Source organism: Neobacillus rhizosphaerae (assembly GCF_937468385.1).
GTDB classification, from domain to species: Bacteria; Bacillota; Bacilli; order Bacillales; family Cytobacillaceae; genus Neobacillus; species Neobacillus rhizosphaerae.
In genome coordinates this window covers 1-14,229 of sequence record NZ_CALBWS010000056.1, presented here as the reverse complement: position 1 = coordinate 14,229, position 14,229 = coordinate 1, and the positions used below count along the sequence as shown (strand labels likewise).

Annotated in this window: 14 protein-coding genes and 3 pseudogenes; 11 read left to right on the top strand and 6 right to left on the bottom strand. The window is 34.9% G+C overall.

The annotated features are described in order from the left end of the window. Window positions 1-313 precede the first annotated feature (313 nt). From brnQ to M5A78_RS24275, 4 genes and pseudogenes are all read right to left on the bottom strand, one after another. On the bottom strand, window positions 314-1,660 hold the full coding sequence (gene brnQ, locus M5A78_RS24290) for a branched-chain amino acid transport system II carrier protein (RefSeq protein ID WP_248737845.1): 1,347 nt from the start codon (window positions 1,658-1,660) through the stop codon (window positions 314-316). A gap of 485 nt (window positions 1,661-2,145) precedes the next feature. Beyond that, the gene (locus M5A78_RS24770) at window positions 2,146-2,385 is read right to left on the bottom strand and encodes a thioredoxin family protein (RefSeq protein WP_264760482.1); all 240 of its coding nucleotides are present in this window, start codon (window positions 2,383-2,385) and stop codon (window positions 2,146-2,148) included. Between the two features lie 41 nt (window positions 2,386-2,426). Further along, complete coding sequence (gene murB / locus M5A78_RS24280) at window positions 2,427-3,332, bottom strand: UDP-N-acetylmuramate dehydrogenase (RefSeq protein ID WP_248737843.1); 906 nt, start codon at window positions 3,330-3,332, stop codon at window positions 2,427-2,429. A gap of 134 nt (window positions 3,333-3,466) precedes the next feature. Continuing rightward, window positions 3,467-3,837 (bottom strand): annotated as a pseudogene (locus M5A78_RS24275) (DUF3238 domain-containing protein); the annotation flags it as partial. Between the two features lie 128 nt (window positions 3,838-3,965). Here M5A78_RS24275 and M5A78_RS24270 point away from each other — a divergent pair. The 5 genes and pseudogenes from M5A78_RS24270 to M5A78_RS24250 form a co-directional block, all read left to right on the top strand. Beyond that, window positions 3,966-4,354, top strand: a pseudogene (locus M5A78_RS24270) (MarR family winged helix-turn-helix transcriptional regulator); the annotation flags it as partial. A gap of 253 nt (window positions 4,355-4,607) precedes the next feature. Further along, on the top strand, window positions 4,608-5,006 hold the full coding sequence (locus tag M5A78_RS24265; protein WP_248737846.1) for a DoxX family membrane protein: 399 nt from the start codon (window positions 4,608-4,610) through the stop codon (window positions 5,004-5,006). Between the two features lie 187 nt (window positions 5,007-5,193). Next, entirely contained in the window at window positions 5,194-5,763 is a 570-nt protein-coding gene (locus M5A78_RS24260; RefSeq protein WP_248737842.1) for a TetR/AcrR family transcriptional regulator, read from the top strand. Window positions 5,764-6,224: 461 nt separating this feature from the next. Then, the gene (locus tag M5A78_RS24255) at window positions 6,225-6,764 is read left to right on the top strand and encodes an SMI1/KNR4 family protein (protein WP_248737841.1); all 540 of its coding nucleotides are present in this window, start codon (window positions 6,225-6,227) and stop codon (window positions 6,762-6,764) included. Window positions 6,765-6,896: 132 nt separating this feature from the next. Beyond that, window positions 6,897-7,364, top strand: coding sequence for a hypothetical protein (locus M5A78_RS24250; protein WP_248737840.1), 468 nt, complete (start codon window positions 6,897-6,899; stop codon window positions 7,362-7,364). A gap of 227 nt (window positions 7,365-7,591) precedes the next feature. Here the strand turns inward: M5A78_RS24250 and M5A78_RS24245 are convergent, their stop codons facing one another. Then, window positions 7,592-8,383: an alpha/beta hydrolase gene (locus tag M5A78_RS24245; RefSeq protein WP_248737839.1), complete on the bottom strand. Its 792-nt coding sequence runs from the start codon at window positions 8,381-8,383 to the stop codon at window positions 7,592-7,594. Window positions 8,384-8,660: 277 nt separating this feature from the next. Beyond that, a complete protein-coding gene (locus tag M5A78_RS24240; protein ID WP_248737838.1) occupies window positions 8,661-9,176 on the bottom strand; it encodes a YbaK/EbsC family protein in 516 nt (171 codons plus the stop codon). Between the two features lie 425 nt (window positions 9,177-9,601). Between M5A78_RS24240 and M5A78_RS24235 the strand changes: the two genes are divergently transcribed. The 6 genes and pseudogenes from M5A78_RS24235 to M5A78_RS24205 all read left to right on the top strand — a co-directional run. Beyond that, the gene (locus tag M5A78_RS24235) at window positions 9,602-10,279 is read left to right on the top strand and encodes an AlkZ-related protein (RefSeq protein ID WP_248737837.1); all 678 of its coding nucleotides are present in this window, start codon (window positions 9,602-9,604) and stop codon (window positions 10,277-10,279) included. 102 nt (window positions 10,280-10,381) lie between these two features. Further along, window positions 10,382-11,032 carry an MtnX-like HAD-IB family phosphatase gene (locus M5A78_RS24230; RefSeq protein ID WP_248737836.1) on the top strand — a complete coding sequence of 217 codons (651 nt, stop codon included), beginning with the start codon at window positions 10,382-10,384 and terminating at the stop codon, window positions 11,030-11,032. Next, window positions 11,033-12,085, top strand: coding sequence for an iron-containing alcohol dehydrogenase family protein (locus tag M5A78_RS24225; protein ID WP_248737835.1), 1,053 nt, complete (start codon window positions 11,033-11,035; stop codon window positions 12,083-12,085). Window positions 12,086-12,128: 43 nt separating this feature from the next. Continuing rightward, window positions 12,129-12,563 carry a GNAT family N-acetyltransferase gene (locus M5A78_RS24220; protein WP_248737834.1) on the top strand — a complete coding sequence of 145 codons (435 nt, stop codon included), beginning with the start codon at window positions 12,129-12,131 and terminating at the stop codon, window positions 12,561-12,563. A 129-nt stretch (window positions 12,564-12,692) separates the two neighbouring features. Continuing rightward, window positions 12,693-13,124: a DUF4275 family protein gene (locus M5A78_RS24215; RefSeq protein WP_248737833.1), complete on the top strand. Its 432-nt coding sequence runs from the start codon at window positions 12,693-12,695 to the stop codon at window positions 13,122-13,124. Window positions 13,125-13,633: 509 nt separating this feature from the next. Beyond that, window positions 13,634-13,882: pseudogene (locus M5A78_RS24205) on the top strand (GNAT family N-acetyltransferase); the annotation flags it as partial. Window positions 13,883-14,229 lie beyond the last annotated feature (347 nt).

Below are 14,229 nucleotides of genomic sequence, written 5' to 3'. Positions count from 1 at the left end.
TTGTCCCGCACAATGGGGCTAAAAGGGCAGTGGCGTAGTGCCTATGATTGGGCTGCGGTATGTGTTTTTCACTACATGTCGTAATGAACTGGAGAAGCAGTAAGACCTGGAAGCCCCGGCTAATAGGCGGCTTTGATGAAGGTTTAAAAAAGAATCCCCTGGATTTATCCATGGGGAGAAGTCAATAAGAGAGTATGGTTGAAGGGATGTTAAAACTAACTAATTAGATAACATTTCTTAGGACTACAAAAAACAGTATTTTATAAAAAAAGAACTGTAGGAAAAACTCTACAGTTCTTTTTGGTATTTTCTCCTAATACTTCTTCATATCACGTTTTGGCCAAAAAAAGCCGATGATTGCTCCAATTAAAGCGGGTATAATCCAGCCAAGACCAATGTCGTAAAGTGGCAGGTAATCCATGTAGAATGCTTTAATAGAATCGAATAATGGGACGGTTGCATTTGGTAAGTTAGCGACTAATGCGCTGTAGCCGTCGAAGAAACTTACAAAGAATGATAGCAACATGGAAGCTGCATAAACGCTATGTTTATTACTAAATAATGGCGAGCAAAGGGTCAATAGGATAAGAACAATTGCTAGCGGATATAGGAACATTAACACCGGCACCGCGAATTGAATAATATTGTTTAAGCCGAAGTTTGCGATTATAAACGAAACGACACATAGTATTAGTAAAAACCATCTATAACTAACTTTAGGAAATACATTATGGAAAAATTCACTACAAGAAGTAATAAGTCCAATGCTTGTTTTTAGACAAGCAAGTACAATAATAATTGCTAGTAAAATCGTGCCAAATGATCCAAAATAGTGCTGAGCAACTGCTGCAAAAATCTGGCCACCATTATCAAATGTTCCTATAGCTAATACGCTCGATGACCCCATATACGTAATAAGTCCGTAAATCAGCATCATTAAAGCCATCGCGAAAATACCTGATTTCCATGTTGCTTTAGCTATATCCTTTGTGTTAGTAATGCCTTGTCTCTTAATGGCATTGATGACAACAATACCAAATGCGAGTGATGCTAGGGCATCCATTGTATTATAGCCCTCTTTAAAACCTGTTATGAAAGGCAACTCAATATAGTCCCCTGAAGGTTCCCCGAAATTACCCATTGGCTTGACTATGGCAGTTACAATTAAAACAAATAGAAAGACTAGAAATGCCGGTGTTAAATATTTTCCAATATAGTCCATAACTTTTGCAGGATGAAGGGAGAAATAGTAAACAATGGCAAAGAATACGAAGCTAAAGAGCCCGAGCCATAAGCTAGAGGATCCTGGATTAATGTACGGTTCAAAACCGACTACAAAGGGTACCGTGGCTGTACGTGGAATGGCGAAAAATGGTCCAATTGTTAAGTAAAGAGCCATGGCAAAGACCAAACCAAAAAGCGGATGTACTCTATTGGCTAAATCACGAAGTCCGTTACTTCCGGAAAGACCGATCGCTAATATTCCTAAAAAAGGTAAGCCGATGGCTGTTACTAAGAAGCCAATTAATGCTGGCCAAAAGTTTGTACCAGCAAGTTGTCCTAATTGGATAGGAAAAATCAAATTTCCCGCACCAAAGTACATTCCGAAAAGCATTGTTCCGATGACTACATAGGTTGAAAACGGTATTTTCTGTTGCATCTAAATTGCTCCTTCTAGTTGTAATAATCACGATTCAAAGTCATTTTAAAACTCTTCCTTCATGTCCTCTTTTTCTACAGCTTTTTTAGAAGTTATTACTTTAACAGCTATAAAAAAACTTGATAGAAACATACTCACTATAAATACTTGATTATAACAAGTCAATTGTAGTTTTAAGTATTTTTGAAATTTGATAGGGGAGTCTAAAAATTAGTATATCCATTGTCTTCGCGAATAGATACAATTTATTCAGGATTAATATTATTACTAGGTAATACTGACGATTCTAAGCCTACGTAATTTATTCAGGACCTGCCTATATGTGATTATGGGTAAAGATTTAAGATGATATTAGATGCTTTGTTGTTTTTTAATATTTACATTAAAGAACATTACAAAAGTAGCCAAACATGAACTGTAACGTAAAAACCTGGTGAGCTAATTTCCTCACCAGGTCTTATACTATCATTTAGCAATTGTATTAATTATTTGTAATTGGATATAAATTGTTTTATTTCTTCTATATTCACTACTCCAATAATCTTGTCAATTGGCTCCCCATTTTTAAACAGAATAGTCGTTGGGACACTCATAATTCCAAAGAGGCTAACGGTATTGGGATGTTCATCCACATTGACTTTGAGTATCCTTAGTTCATTGTTATATTCCTGGTCAAATGCTTCATAACGAGCTGAATATGGTATATTCCCTTTTTTAAATATCACATTTTGCTATAATACAACTTTAAACTGAAGTGATCGACTCTTTAATCTTCTCCTATTATTATAACTTCTGGTTCTAGATCTACACCAAATTTTGTTTTAACAGTATTTTGAATGTGTGATATTAATTCAAGATAATCGCTAGCCGAAGCTGAACCAACATTGACAATAAAACCAGCGTGTTTTGTTGAAACCTGTGCTCCTCCTATTTGTTTTCCTTGTAGTCCACTATCTTGAATCAACTTCCCAGCAAAATATCCTGGTGGACGTTTGAAAACACTTCCGCAAGATGGATATTCTAGGGGTTGTTTTGATTCTCTCTGGAAAGTAAGTTCGTCCATTTTTTTTTTAATTTCATTAAAATTTCCCGGAGTTAAACCAAAAGTAGCCTCTAGAACTAAGTAACCGTTTTGTGCAATGCTGCTTTTTCTATAATCTAATTCCATTTCATCTTTTGACAGAGTTAAAAAGTCGCCATTTGTATCCAGAACAAGAGCTTCTTGTAGCACATCGGATACTACTCCTCCATAGGCTCCTGCGTTCATATAAAGAGCACCACCAATAGAACCTGGTATTCCACAAGCAAATTCTAATCCAGTTAAGCTACTTTTAAGCGCAAAGCCGGAAACATCAATAATAGATGCACCACTTTGAGCTTTAATTTTTTTATCCAATAGATAAATATTATTCATCTCAGTTAGAATTAATACTAATCCGCGGATCCCGCCGTCTTTAACAATTAGATTAGAGCCATTCCCTAAAATTGTTATGGGAATATTATGTTCTAAAGAATATTTATAAACGTTTTGTACTTCTTGATACGTTTTTGGTGTTATGACAAAATCACTATTTCCACCAGTTTTTGTAAATGTATAGTTACTTAGAGGCTCGTTTGTTTTTATGCTATCTGCTTTTATTATAGATGATAAGTCATTATATATTGTTTTCATTTACGATCTCCTAGAAAAAATTTTCCTCTTGAAATGCAATGCATTGTTTTAGAGCAAGTTTCTTACCGCCATAAGTAGCGAGATAAGCGAATAGAAAAGCAGTACCACCGCTATAAAAGTGATGGTACTGCCATATATACATTCAATGGGTTGCTAGCACTTGCACTCATTTGAAACTTGACGTCATCAGAACCCCATACAATATTAGAACATAAAATACCTTCTGTACTTGCTTTTCCTGTTCTCTTATTAACGGAGCCATCTGAATTTGTGACTCTTTCTGTTGTTATACCAGTGTTCGCATATGAGAAAATTTCATTTTTTTATAAAAATCTACAACTACTTCTTGTTCAACTCTGGAATGCATAGTGTTTACAGCATATGGTGTAAATTCACGTGAGTCACCTTCAAATTGGATTACTTTTCCCGTTTGAATATCCTTCCTAGATTCAGTCCAAGACATTGGGATAAATACACTCGCTCTAATTTTAACCTTGTTAATCATATAGAACGTCCAAAGTTTATTGATATTTTTAGCGATTCACATTTCTTTTATAATAAAAACAATATAGTCAACTTGGTTGACTATATTACGAATAGTACAATGGAATTCAAATAAAGTCAATATGATTGATTTTATTTAAGGAGGTTTTATATAAACATCAAGTATTTAGTGAATTGGATCTTACATCACTTTTATCATTATCCAGTACATTGATTGATGAACTTCATGACAGATTGAGTGAATTAGGGTTTGGAGATATTAGGTCTGCACATGGATTTATGTTTAAATGTATCACTCCTAATGGAGCAATCGGAATAGAACTAGCTGAGTATTTAGAAATTACAAAGTAGGCTGAAAGAAAATGGTGGATTATCTTGAAAATAGAGGTTATGTAATGCGTCAAACTCATCCCACTGATAAAAGGGGAAAGATTATTGTTTTGACTAAACGAGGTTGGTTAGTAATGAAAGCAAAAGAGAAGAAACAAACTGAGATTGATGAACGCTGGATTGAAAATAAATGTAGCTCCTTAAATCCTTAAATCTCAACTCCATGCATTTTCAAGAGTTGTTCACATATTGGACAAGACTAACATGTTACCTCCTATTGAATTTTTTTTTTTATTTAGTACAATATTAGTAACTTGAGAGTTACTAACTAACGAGTTAGTTAGTATGACCACTTCAAAGTGCTGTCTTCAGGAAATCTTTATTGTATTTTTTCTTAGAAAAGAAGTTTTATAAAAAAAGGAGGATTTATTTTTGAAAAAGATGTCTTTGGTTTTTCGTTATCTATTCGCTATTTTCTATGTTTATTCCGCACTCGGGTATTTTTTTGGTTTTATGCAATTGCCTGAGATGACAGGCATGGCACAGCAATTAATAAACGCAGAGGTAGATTCAGGTCTCATGACCTTTGTAAAAATTACGGAGTTAGTTGGAGGTATTTTATTATTCTCTGATCTTCTAGGACCTTTGGCGTTAGCTATATTAGCACCAATTACCATAAATATTCTTTTCTTTATTTTGGTGCTAAATCCATCATTAACCGGTTTAGGAGTAAGTATGTTCTTGATTCATTTGCTTTTGGTATTGAATTACCGGGAAAGATATATGTTGCTTTTTAGAAAAACGGATTCATCTATTCGTTCTCAAAGGAATGCAGCTTAATTAAATTAGTTTTACGTACAAGGGGGTGGGTTGCCACCCCCTTTTTTTCATTGACATTGCAGTGAACATAAGAATAATATTTAAGGGTATTGAAAAACTTAGTAATACATAGTGTATTATAAGTAACTGAAAAGTTACTAAATTATAAATTAATTAATACTCTACACAGGAGATAGGTGATTATTAAGTGGCTCGGGATCCTAACCAGGCTAAAAAAAGCAGAGAAAGCATTATGAATTCAGCCATTAGTGAATTTGCACGAGTTGGTTTTCATCAAGCAAAAATTTCAGATATTGTAGCCAATGCTGGCTTTTCACAAAGAACTTTCTATATTTACTTTAAGAATAAGGAAGCTCTTTACATGGAGATTCTTGAGAACTGGAAGAACAAGTTAATTCAGCAATTTATAATTGGAAAAAATGACCCGAATGTTCAAATTACAGTCCGAAGAAGGTGGGAAGAAATATTCAAATTTATGGCATATAATCCCGATTATACAAGAGCCGTTTATTATATGAATCCTTATATTGAAGAAATAAGAAAAGATATACTGAATTCTTTAATCCAAACTATGACTTCGGGGCAGGAAAATAAATATCTCAGGAAGGATATAAGTATCGGGATATTAGCCGAGTCCACTTTAGCAACGATTGAGAGCTTATCTTTACGATACGTATTAAATGGAAAGGAAAGCTCAATATTTCTGGCTGAACAATTATCGGATATATATCTAAATGGGGTTTTTAAAAAATCTTAAATAATTGAGAGAAATCTATATGAATGATGCTACTCAACTACATAAGTTAATTGAAAATGTACCCCTGATAGTAGACAACACTTTAATGGAATAACTAAATACTTGGCAAAAAGAATAGGGAAAAATAACTCACATAACTAAATAGTTTAATAAACAAACCCGCATTCCTTCAAAAAGAGATAATACCATTTTCTAATTAAACGATTTGTGAGTTTATAAAGATCTGTACTTAAAGTAACGGGGCTTATGTTTAACAAAGGGTTGCTGCGGCAGCTCTTTTTTTTTTTTGCTAACGGGACAGGAGTTGAAGAAGGAAAAAATGTTTTCGATATAGAATTTAGTAATAGTATAAGGGAACAGCCTTTTTCTAATTCAAGTAACGGAGTTTAGTGAAAAAAAGGTATTTCCAATCACCCCACGAATATTATTTATTATTCAATTTTTGCTTAAGGGTGATGAGTATGAATGATTCTTCAATAGTAAATATTTTGGAAGCATTAAAAACAAGATTGGATGAAAATAATTTATTAACTGTCCATAGTACATCTGGAATTTATCCTAAAGTTGGTTTTACATTTAACAAACCCATCACGTATCACGAATTAGAACAATTTATAACAAAAAATCATTTGACTTTACCTACTGAATATAAAGATTTTTTATTATTACATAATGGTGCAGAGTTCTTTACCAACGAATATGGATACTCCTTTTGTCTTTATTCAATCGAGGAAATGATTTGTGAATACAATTCAATGAAAGATTATAGTGATGTTGATTATTTTCTGAAAAATTGCTACCCAATTGGCTATTTAGTAGATAGAGGTACGTTATTACTTGACGTTTCTAAATTTAATCAAACTAATGAAGTAAATGTCCTTTTGAGTGGTATTGAAACCATAAGTTTTTATTGTGATTTAAAAACCTGGTTAGAAAGAATGATTATTGCACAAGGGAATGCGTATTGGGAATGGTTTTCAAAAGTGGTTTATTTTGATTAATTTTAGTGGAGAAATTCAACGATGCTATAACAAGGGATCGCCCTTTAAGTGTTCAATTGATAAAGTAGATTGTGAAGCACTGCACTTAAAGTAACGGGGACGATATTACAATAGAGGAGGCGAAGGCATGAAATGACGAAAAGCAAACACGAAATTTTGGAAGAGATAAAAAAACTCTATCGAATTAAGCCAATAACTGCGGTTATAGTTTTAATTTTAACTGCTTTCATCTTCATGACAATTTACGGTGCAGTTAACGATTTCGGAAGGAAACTGGACTCAGATTTAGTTGGTGCTTTAATCAGTTTTTTCTTCGCATGGAATTTGGGATTTGGGCTCTATCTAGGAATTTGGCGATTTTCGAATTCTCGAAAGATAAACAAAGTGCTTTTTCCAAAACTTGAGCAGTTTATAAATGAAAGTGAAGAGAAAAGTGTTGATGAAACTGAAACAGAAGTTTATGAAATGGTTAAAGTGGCATATGCGGATTACACAGAGAAACATAATAAGCTCAATCATATTTACTGGACAAGCATCAAAATAAGTTTTGCTTTCCCACTTATTGCTCTCGTTATTTGGTTTGTTTACCATCAGCTTTAGTGGTGTCAAAAGGAAAATAGATTAGACAATACAACCCCGTCCAAGATTGGTCAACAGGTCTTGACTGGTATAAAAAATATACAGCTAAATTGGAGGATTAATTAGGCTAAAATGTTAAACACAAAACACCGCTCGACTTTTTCGAGCGGTGTTTTGTGTTTAACTTCAAAAAAATTAGTAGAGATATGTTGCAGATCCATTTTACTTTTGGGGAATGAAATACCTTCTTACAAGCCTTTCTCCATATCCGAAAATAAGAAAGACAGCATTTCCGGCATTCTTTTTCTAAAGAAAAGATAACTATGTTCAGCATCCTCGATAATTTGATAGTTCAGGTCTGTTATCCTGCTCTTTAAAATCTCATACACTCCGTTAGTAAGAGCGAGAAACATTTGATTACTTTCTTCATCCTCTCCAACTTCTTTTGTTCCGAAGTCTATGTAAAATTTCTCGATGGCCGATAAGTCGGAGTTTGTTAATAGGTTTTCAATTTCCTCTTGATTCCGGTAATACCCAGGCGATATAGCGGCAATTCTTTTAAAAATATGTGGGTAACGGCAGGCAGCATAGGTGGAGATAAGCCCCCCCAAAGAAATTCCTGCCATCGAAGTATGGTTCTCGATCGTTCTGTACTTGTTGTCTATCAAAGGTTTTAGTTCATTGACGATGAAGTCTAGATATTCTCCACCCCTGCCACCAGATGGGCTAGCATAGCCTAATATTTTTTCACTTAGTTCGCCATTAATCCATGGACAATATTCGTTGATCCGCTCTTCACCCGCTGGATTTAAGTCAATCGCAACGACTATAATCTCCGCACCATTTTCATTTAAGTAGTTTTCTAGACCGAGAGATACGCCCCTAACGGCATCTTCATCCCGAAAAACATTTTGTCCATCGTGCATATATAATACGGGATAACGATTATTACTTTGGTTGTAGCATTCAGGCAGATATACTCTAATAGTTCTATCCTGTTCGAAAGAAGTCATCTTAACCTGGAGTTTTTCTAACATCATTGCTCACCTGCATTTCAAAATTGTTTTCTTTAATTTAACATAATTTTCGAATAAGTTGATATAAAAAAATATATTTGAAAAGGGAGAGAATCAATGCTTTAACAATAGAAACAAAAGCAATGTCACGGACAAATAAAAAGACATTGCTCAGGACACAGCTTAACGGTGTTTAATTAGATTGATTATAGCAGCTGCAATCCATTCAAACTGTGAAAGGGCTCCTCTAAATTAATTTGTACTACTTTCATAAAAAATGACCACTCATTCTTTATATGTACTATACCTCGTTATTTAAAACTACACTTTCTCTAGGCTCAGCTTCTTCCCAGCCCTTGCACACATCTACCCATTCCCTAGCATATGAATATAGGAAAATTTCATCTGTTGTCAATTCAATGGCAGAGTTTGCGCTGCCACATGCCGGGAATAGAGTCTCAAAGCGTTTCATTGAGACATCGAGGAACACATCGAGTTCATTTTTCAAGCCAAACGGGCAAACTCCGCCTATAGCGTGTCCGGTTTGCTCGAGTACCTCATCAGGCGTAAGCATCCTGGCTTTGAAGCCAAAGGTTTGACGAAATTTCTTGTTATCGATTTTTACATCTCCAGCAGCAACAATCAAGATGGCTTTTTCCTGGTCACTCCTGAATGATAGTGTTTTCGCAATACGGGCAGGGATGACACCGATTGCTTCGGCTGCAAGTTCGACGGTAGCACTCGAGGTTTCAAATTCCATCATATCTGCTACCCGATTCCATTGTTGAAAATGGTGTTTTACACTTTCTAATGACATCTTCTTCATCCTTCCCTTTTCGGTATTACGTAGAATGATAACATACCTTAACGTGAAAAAGGTAAAGGTTGGTTTTACAAAATAAGAGATATAGCAATTAATCGATTGTTTATCATAGGGATTGAGTCTAATTTTGTCAAAATAAAGGATGGCTTTTAAAGGAATTAGAGTATAGTAAAAGAAATATATACATATTAGGTAAATATGAAGATTATCGAGGACCATTAGTGACTTGGGAAATTTTGTCGATTTAGATAAACTAATGGAGAAAAAGGTGAAAATTGGTTACAGAAAACCAAATGAGGCCACGATGGCACCAAAATGAAATATTTGGTTACCTTGCTTTTACATAAAACATTTACAGTATCAAGTGATTAGAAATGTGCTAAAAGTATGAAGAGAGAAAATTCTGGAGAGTGATTATTTTGAAAGATTATCAGATAAGTACATATGAAGAAGCAATTGAAGTGATTAAAGAAGTTGGTTTACTGCCTCTGGCACAATTAATACCTGGTTATCCGTCGCTAGATAGTATTACTTTGAAAGAACATTGGCATTCGGATTCGGAATTTGATCCATGGATGTGGCGTGCGAACTTCCCGGCAGATGGTGTGGCTGCCTACGGTAAATTCATCAAGAAAAAATCTATATTAATCTCATTGGAACTCCTTCCTTACGTAAGAGCCATAGTAGGTTTCCAGGATTCAGTGAAAAAACGCTATGAATCTGGCCTGGTTTCAAGAGAGGCGTTGGAGCTGTATTCGCTGATTAGTGGGGAAGAAGGCATCGATACGAGATTGCTCAGAGTCAAAGCAGGTATGAAAGAAAAAGAAAAGAAAAAGCTATTTGATAATGCCTTGTTAGAGCTGCAGGGGTCTATGGATATTGTTGTCTCCGGTACAAAGGAAAAGACAAATGTTATCGGTGAGAAGAATGGCTGGAGCAGTACATCCTTTGAAACGATGAAGTTTTGGACGGAAAATCATAAGGTACATCAGGAAACAATTGACATCGAAGTGGCAAAAGCAAAACTCAAGAACCATTTTGCAAATGTTTGCAGCCCAGAGTCCATGAAAGCTTTGGCAAAAATTTTTAAGTTTTAATAGTCAAAGGGAATTCCTCCATTTATTTCTTTGAAGTATTAGCGTTATGTGATATTTTGGGTATTATACGAAAGTATGACAATGATCATGGAGGGTGACTAAGTGAAAAAATGGGCGTTCGTTTCTGATTTTGATGGTACGATTTCTAAACAGGACTTCTATATCGTAATGATGGACAAATACTTTCCGCAAGGCCGGGAACTTTTTAAAAAGTGGAAAGCTGGAGGAATCAAGGATATTGATTTCCTAGCTACGGTTTTCAAATCCATCAATCAGGAGGAAGATAGAATTATTGAGGATACACTATCCATCCCCATCGATGAATATGTACCAAATTTTATTAAAAAGGTTCAAGAAAGCGGTGCTGATTTTTATATATTGAGTGCTGGTACTGACTATTATATTTATCATATATTAAAAAAATATCATGTTGAGAATGTAAAGGTTTTTTCCAATGAAGGGCATTACCGTGAGAAAAACGTACATATGAACATCGACAAAAAGCAATGGCATTATTCCGAGCGTTATGGCATCGATAAATCCAAGGTGATTCAGAAATTAAAGGAAGAGTATGAAACGGTTTATTTTATCGGTGATAGTGAGCCTGATTCCCACCCCGCCCAGCATGCCGATGTTACTTTTGCTAAAAATGGATTACAGGATATACTCCGTGAAAAGAAGGTACCTTTTGTCCCCGTCAATACCTTTAAAGAAGTGGAAGATTATTTGGTTGAAAAAGGGGTGATGTCTTAAGTGTTAACACCTGTTACGAGTGTTCCGATTCCCGCGATTTTGGAAATTGGCAAAGGAACTGTTTTTAGCCTTGAGCGGATTTTGAAACAGCATGGCTTTGTCAATGCCGTGTTCTTGTTCGATGACTTTACCTATCAAACTTACCAGCAGGATATTCTTGACTCCATCTCGGAAGTGAAGATAACAGCACTGCTCATGCCGTCTGATTTAGATATCCAGGATCTAATCAAAAAAGCTTTTGAGATGGAGCGCTATGATGTGGTCATTGCCATGGGAGGCGGGACGGTAATTGATTATGGAAAATACATAGCCTTTTCACGGCGGAGCCCATTTTTGAGCATCCCAACGTCAGCGTCCAATGATGGCTTTGCTAGCAGCAATTGTTCCTTGGTGGTCAATAAAAAGAAAACGACGGTTCCAGCAAGGGTCCCATATGGAATTATTGCCGACCTTGAGATTATTCAGCATGTTCCTAACCGCTTTATCTTGGCAGGGATTGGTGATTTGCTCTCCAACATAACAGCTCTTTATGATTGGGAGTTCGAGGAGAAACATGGTGCTGCCCGGGTAAACCATTTTGCTTATATGCTGAGCAAAAAAGTAGTCAATAGCTTTATTCGGACACCAATGACCGACATAAGAGATCCAATTTTATTAAAAGAACTGATCAGTTCACTTACACTTGGCGGCATCTCGACGGTCATTAGCGGAAACAGTTCGCCAATCAGCGGATCGGAGCATTTGATTTCCCATGCACTCGATAAAATTGCGCTGCAGCCGCAAATGCATGGAATTCAAGTTGGAATCGCTACCTATATAATGGCTAATGTGCAAGAGCACCGAGCTGAACGAATGATGAAGGTTTTCACAAGGACCGGTTTTTTCGATTATGTGAAAGGGCTTGGCTTAAATAAAGAAGAATACCGCCAAGCCATTGAAATCGCGCCAACGATAAAACCGAATCGATATACTTATTTGCATGATGAGGTTTATCGGAAGAAGGCACTGAGATTTTTGGACGAGGATAAGTTGCTTCAGGAGTTTTTTCAATAAAGGGATTCGTGGTATAAATTGATTGTATTGGGGAGTGGAAGAAATGGGGATTAGAAAAGCAAAAGTTGAGGATTGGAAAGCACTATCTGAACTGTTAAACCAGTTGGGTTATCCAGATACTGAGACTTTCGTTAAAGAAAAAATAGAAAAACTTCTAATTCACCCAGATGAGGAATTATTGATTTATGAAGAGGATGAAAAAGTAATTGCTTTTATTTCATTACATTTTATACCTCAATTAGCGGTAAAAGGAGATTTCGCAAGGATAAGTTATTTTGCAGTTAATACAACCATTAGAAGTAAGGGAATTGGGCGTAAGATTGAAGAATATTGTACTGATTTAGCTAAAAAAAGAAATTGTGACAGAATTGAAGTTCATTGCCATTCAAGAAGAGTAGATGCACATAGGTTCTATACTCGACAAGGATTTACTGAATCCCCGAAATACTATATGAAGATGATGAACGAATCTGTATAAGAGTCTTTTTCAACAAAAGGGTGCTTTTATGAAAATTAGGGAGTTGCTGAAGCAATTCCTTTTCTTATTTTGCTTGCATAAGCAGGTAAGCGTAAAAACTATATGCTTTCTTAGTATCGGGAGGGGAAAATGGAAGGACTAGTAGAAATACTTAAAAGTAAAAAAGTAAAGATTACGGAAATACCAAAGTGGGGAGCATATTTACGGAAGCAATGGGAAAATATTTTCGCTAATATGATTAGCGAAAAAGAAAAGAAATCGATTTATCTATATGATAATGGAGGATTCCATGGCTATTTATGGCATATATTTAGTTATGATAAAAAAGATTGTTTAAAAGAAGAACAAGCTGAAAAAGCATTTAATAATGAACAAAAGAACAGTTGTTATATTTTTTATCAAAATTCTGATTATGCGTTAATTCTTGAAAATGCCTCTAAGTTAATTGCTAATGACCTAACAAACGAATTAGATATTTATGTTGTGGATAAAGGTTTTAACTGGACATATGTTAAAACACATGAAACTGGCTATCTCGGACCTTATTTCACTAGAAAATGAAGAAAATTTTTAGTTGTTCAACTAAAGTTAGCAGTTTAATTGATGATTGTAGAGGGTATTCTTATTGAACGGGTGCGATTCTTCAAAATGAGGGTCGCCGTTTTTCTTGATGTACAACCGTTGAAGAAGTAAATTGACGCTTTAGTATCGCATTTGCCCCATATTGTGAAACAAAGGGGTTAAGAAAAAGGTGTATGTGTTTATGAAAGATTTCCATTGCTGTGCAACATGCCGGCATTTAAAAGCAGAGAAAAAAGCAGAAGGAATGAAATATTATTGCAGCCGGTTAGGTTATGAAACAAAAACGAACTATAAATTTAATTGCTGGAGCCCCAAGGAGCATGTGATAAAGTTAATGAATAAGAGAAACACGCCCCAAAAGGACAGTTAAAAGAAATTTATAAACCCTAATTCGTAATACAAGGATTAAAACTAATTAAGTAGAGAAGGTGCTTATTCAACCCTAACGGAGTGCGTTTCTCCAATAATTAGAAATAACTTTTTACTAAGAATTTGAAGTCCGTGTATTAAAAGATTATTGGGGATATGGGATAGGAAATAACCTTTTAAAAGAATCTGTTCATTGGGCAGACTCAAATGGAATTAAGAAAATAACTTTGAATGTTCTTGAAACCAATGATAAAGCTATAATGCTTTATAAAAAATATGGTTTTGAAGTGGAAGGTATTTTAAAAAAAGACAAAATTCTATCTGACAAAAAATACCATAATACCATATTGATGGGAAGGTTTAAATAGATAAGGATTTGAGCTGCCATTTTTGGTGGCTTTTTTTATTGAGCTAAGGACAGTTTAGTTGAACTAGAATCATAAAAAAGTTTTAAAAATATACATAGATATTCTATGTACTTATATGATACAATTACCAAAAAATGTAGTAGTCAATTGTTTGGCATGTGTCTATTGGACTATAGAGCTAGATAGTTGATGTAATTCTACTATGAGGGGAGGGCAATTTAATGAAAAATATGGAAGTATATCACCTTTAGTTACATAGTAATTCTTTGTATATAAAAAATCAATTAAAAATACTTTCTTGCGAGGTGTGTAGTTATGAAATCATTTGTACGAACAATATTATATTT

What these genes read in the sequence shown, in the direction of transcription:
- brnQ (WP_248737845.1), bottom strand. Translation starts at nt 1,660, where the DNA reads ATGCAACAGAAAATACCGTTTTCAACCTATGTAGTCATCGGAACAATG.
- murB (WP_248737843.1), bottom strand. Translation starts at nt 3,332, where the DNA reads ATGAAAACAATATATAATGACTTATCATCTATAATAAAAGCAGATAGC.
- M5A78_RS24265 (WP_248737846.1), top strand. Translation starts at nt 4,608, where the DNA reads ATGTCTTTGGTTTTTCGTTATCTATTCGCTATTTTCTATGTTTATTCC.
- M5A78_RS24255 (WP_248737841.1), top strand. Translation starts at nt 6,225, where the DNA reads ATGAATGATTCTTCAATAGTAAATATTTTGGAAGCATTAAAAACAAGA.
- M5A78_RS24250 (WP_248737840.1), top strand. Translation starts at nt 6,897, where the DNA reads ATGACGAAAAGCAAACACGAAATTTTGGAAGAGATAAAAAAACTCTAT.
- M5A78_RS24245 (WP_248737839.1), bottom strand. Translation starts at nt 8,383, where the DNA reads ATGATGTTAGAAAAACTCCAGGTTAAGATGACTTCTTTCGAACAGGAT.
- M5A78_RS24240 (WP_248737838.1), bottom strand. Translation starts at nt 9,176, where the DNA reads ATGTCATTAGAAAGTGTAAAACACCATTTTCAACAATGGAATCGGGTA.
- M5A78_RS24220 (WP_248737834.1), top strand. Translation starts at nt 12,129, where the DNA reads ATGGGGATTAGAAAAGCAAAAGTTGAGGATTGGAAAGCACTATCTGAA.
- M5A78_RS24215 (WP_248737833.1), top strand. Translation starts at nt 12,693, where the DNA reads ATGGAAGGACTAGTAGAAATACTTAAAAGTAAAAAAGTAAAGATTACG.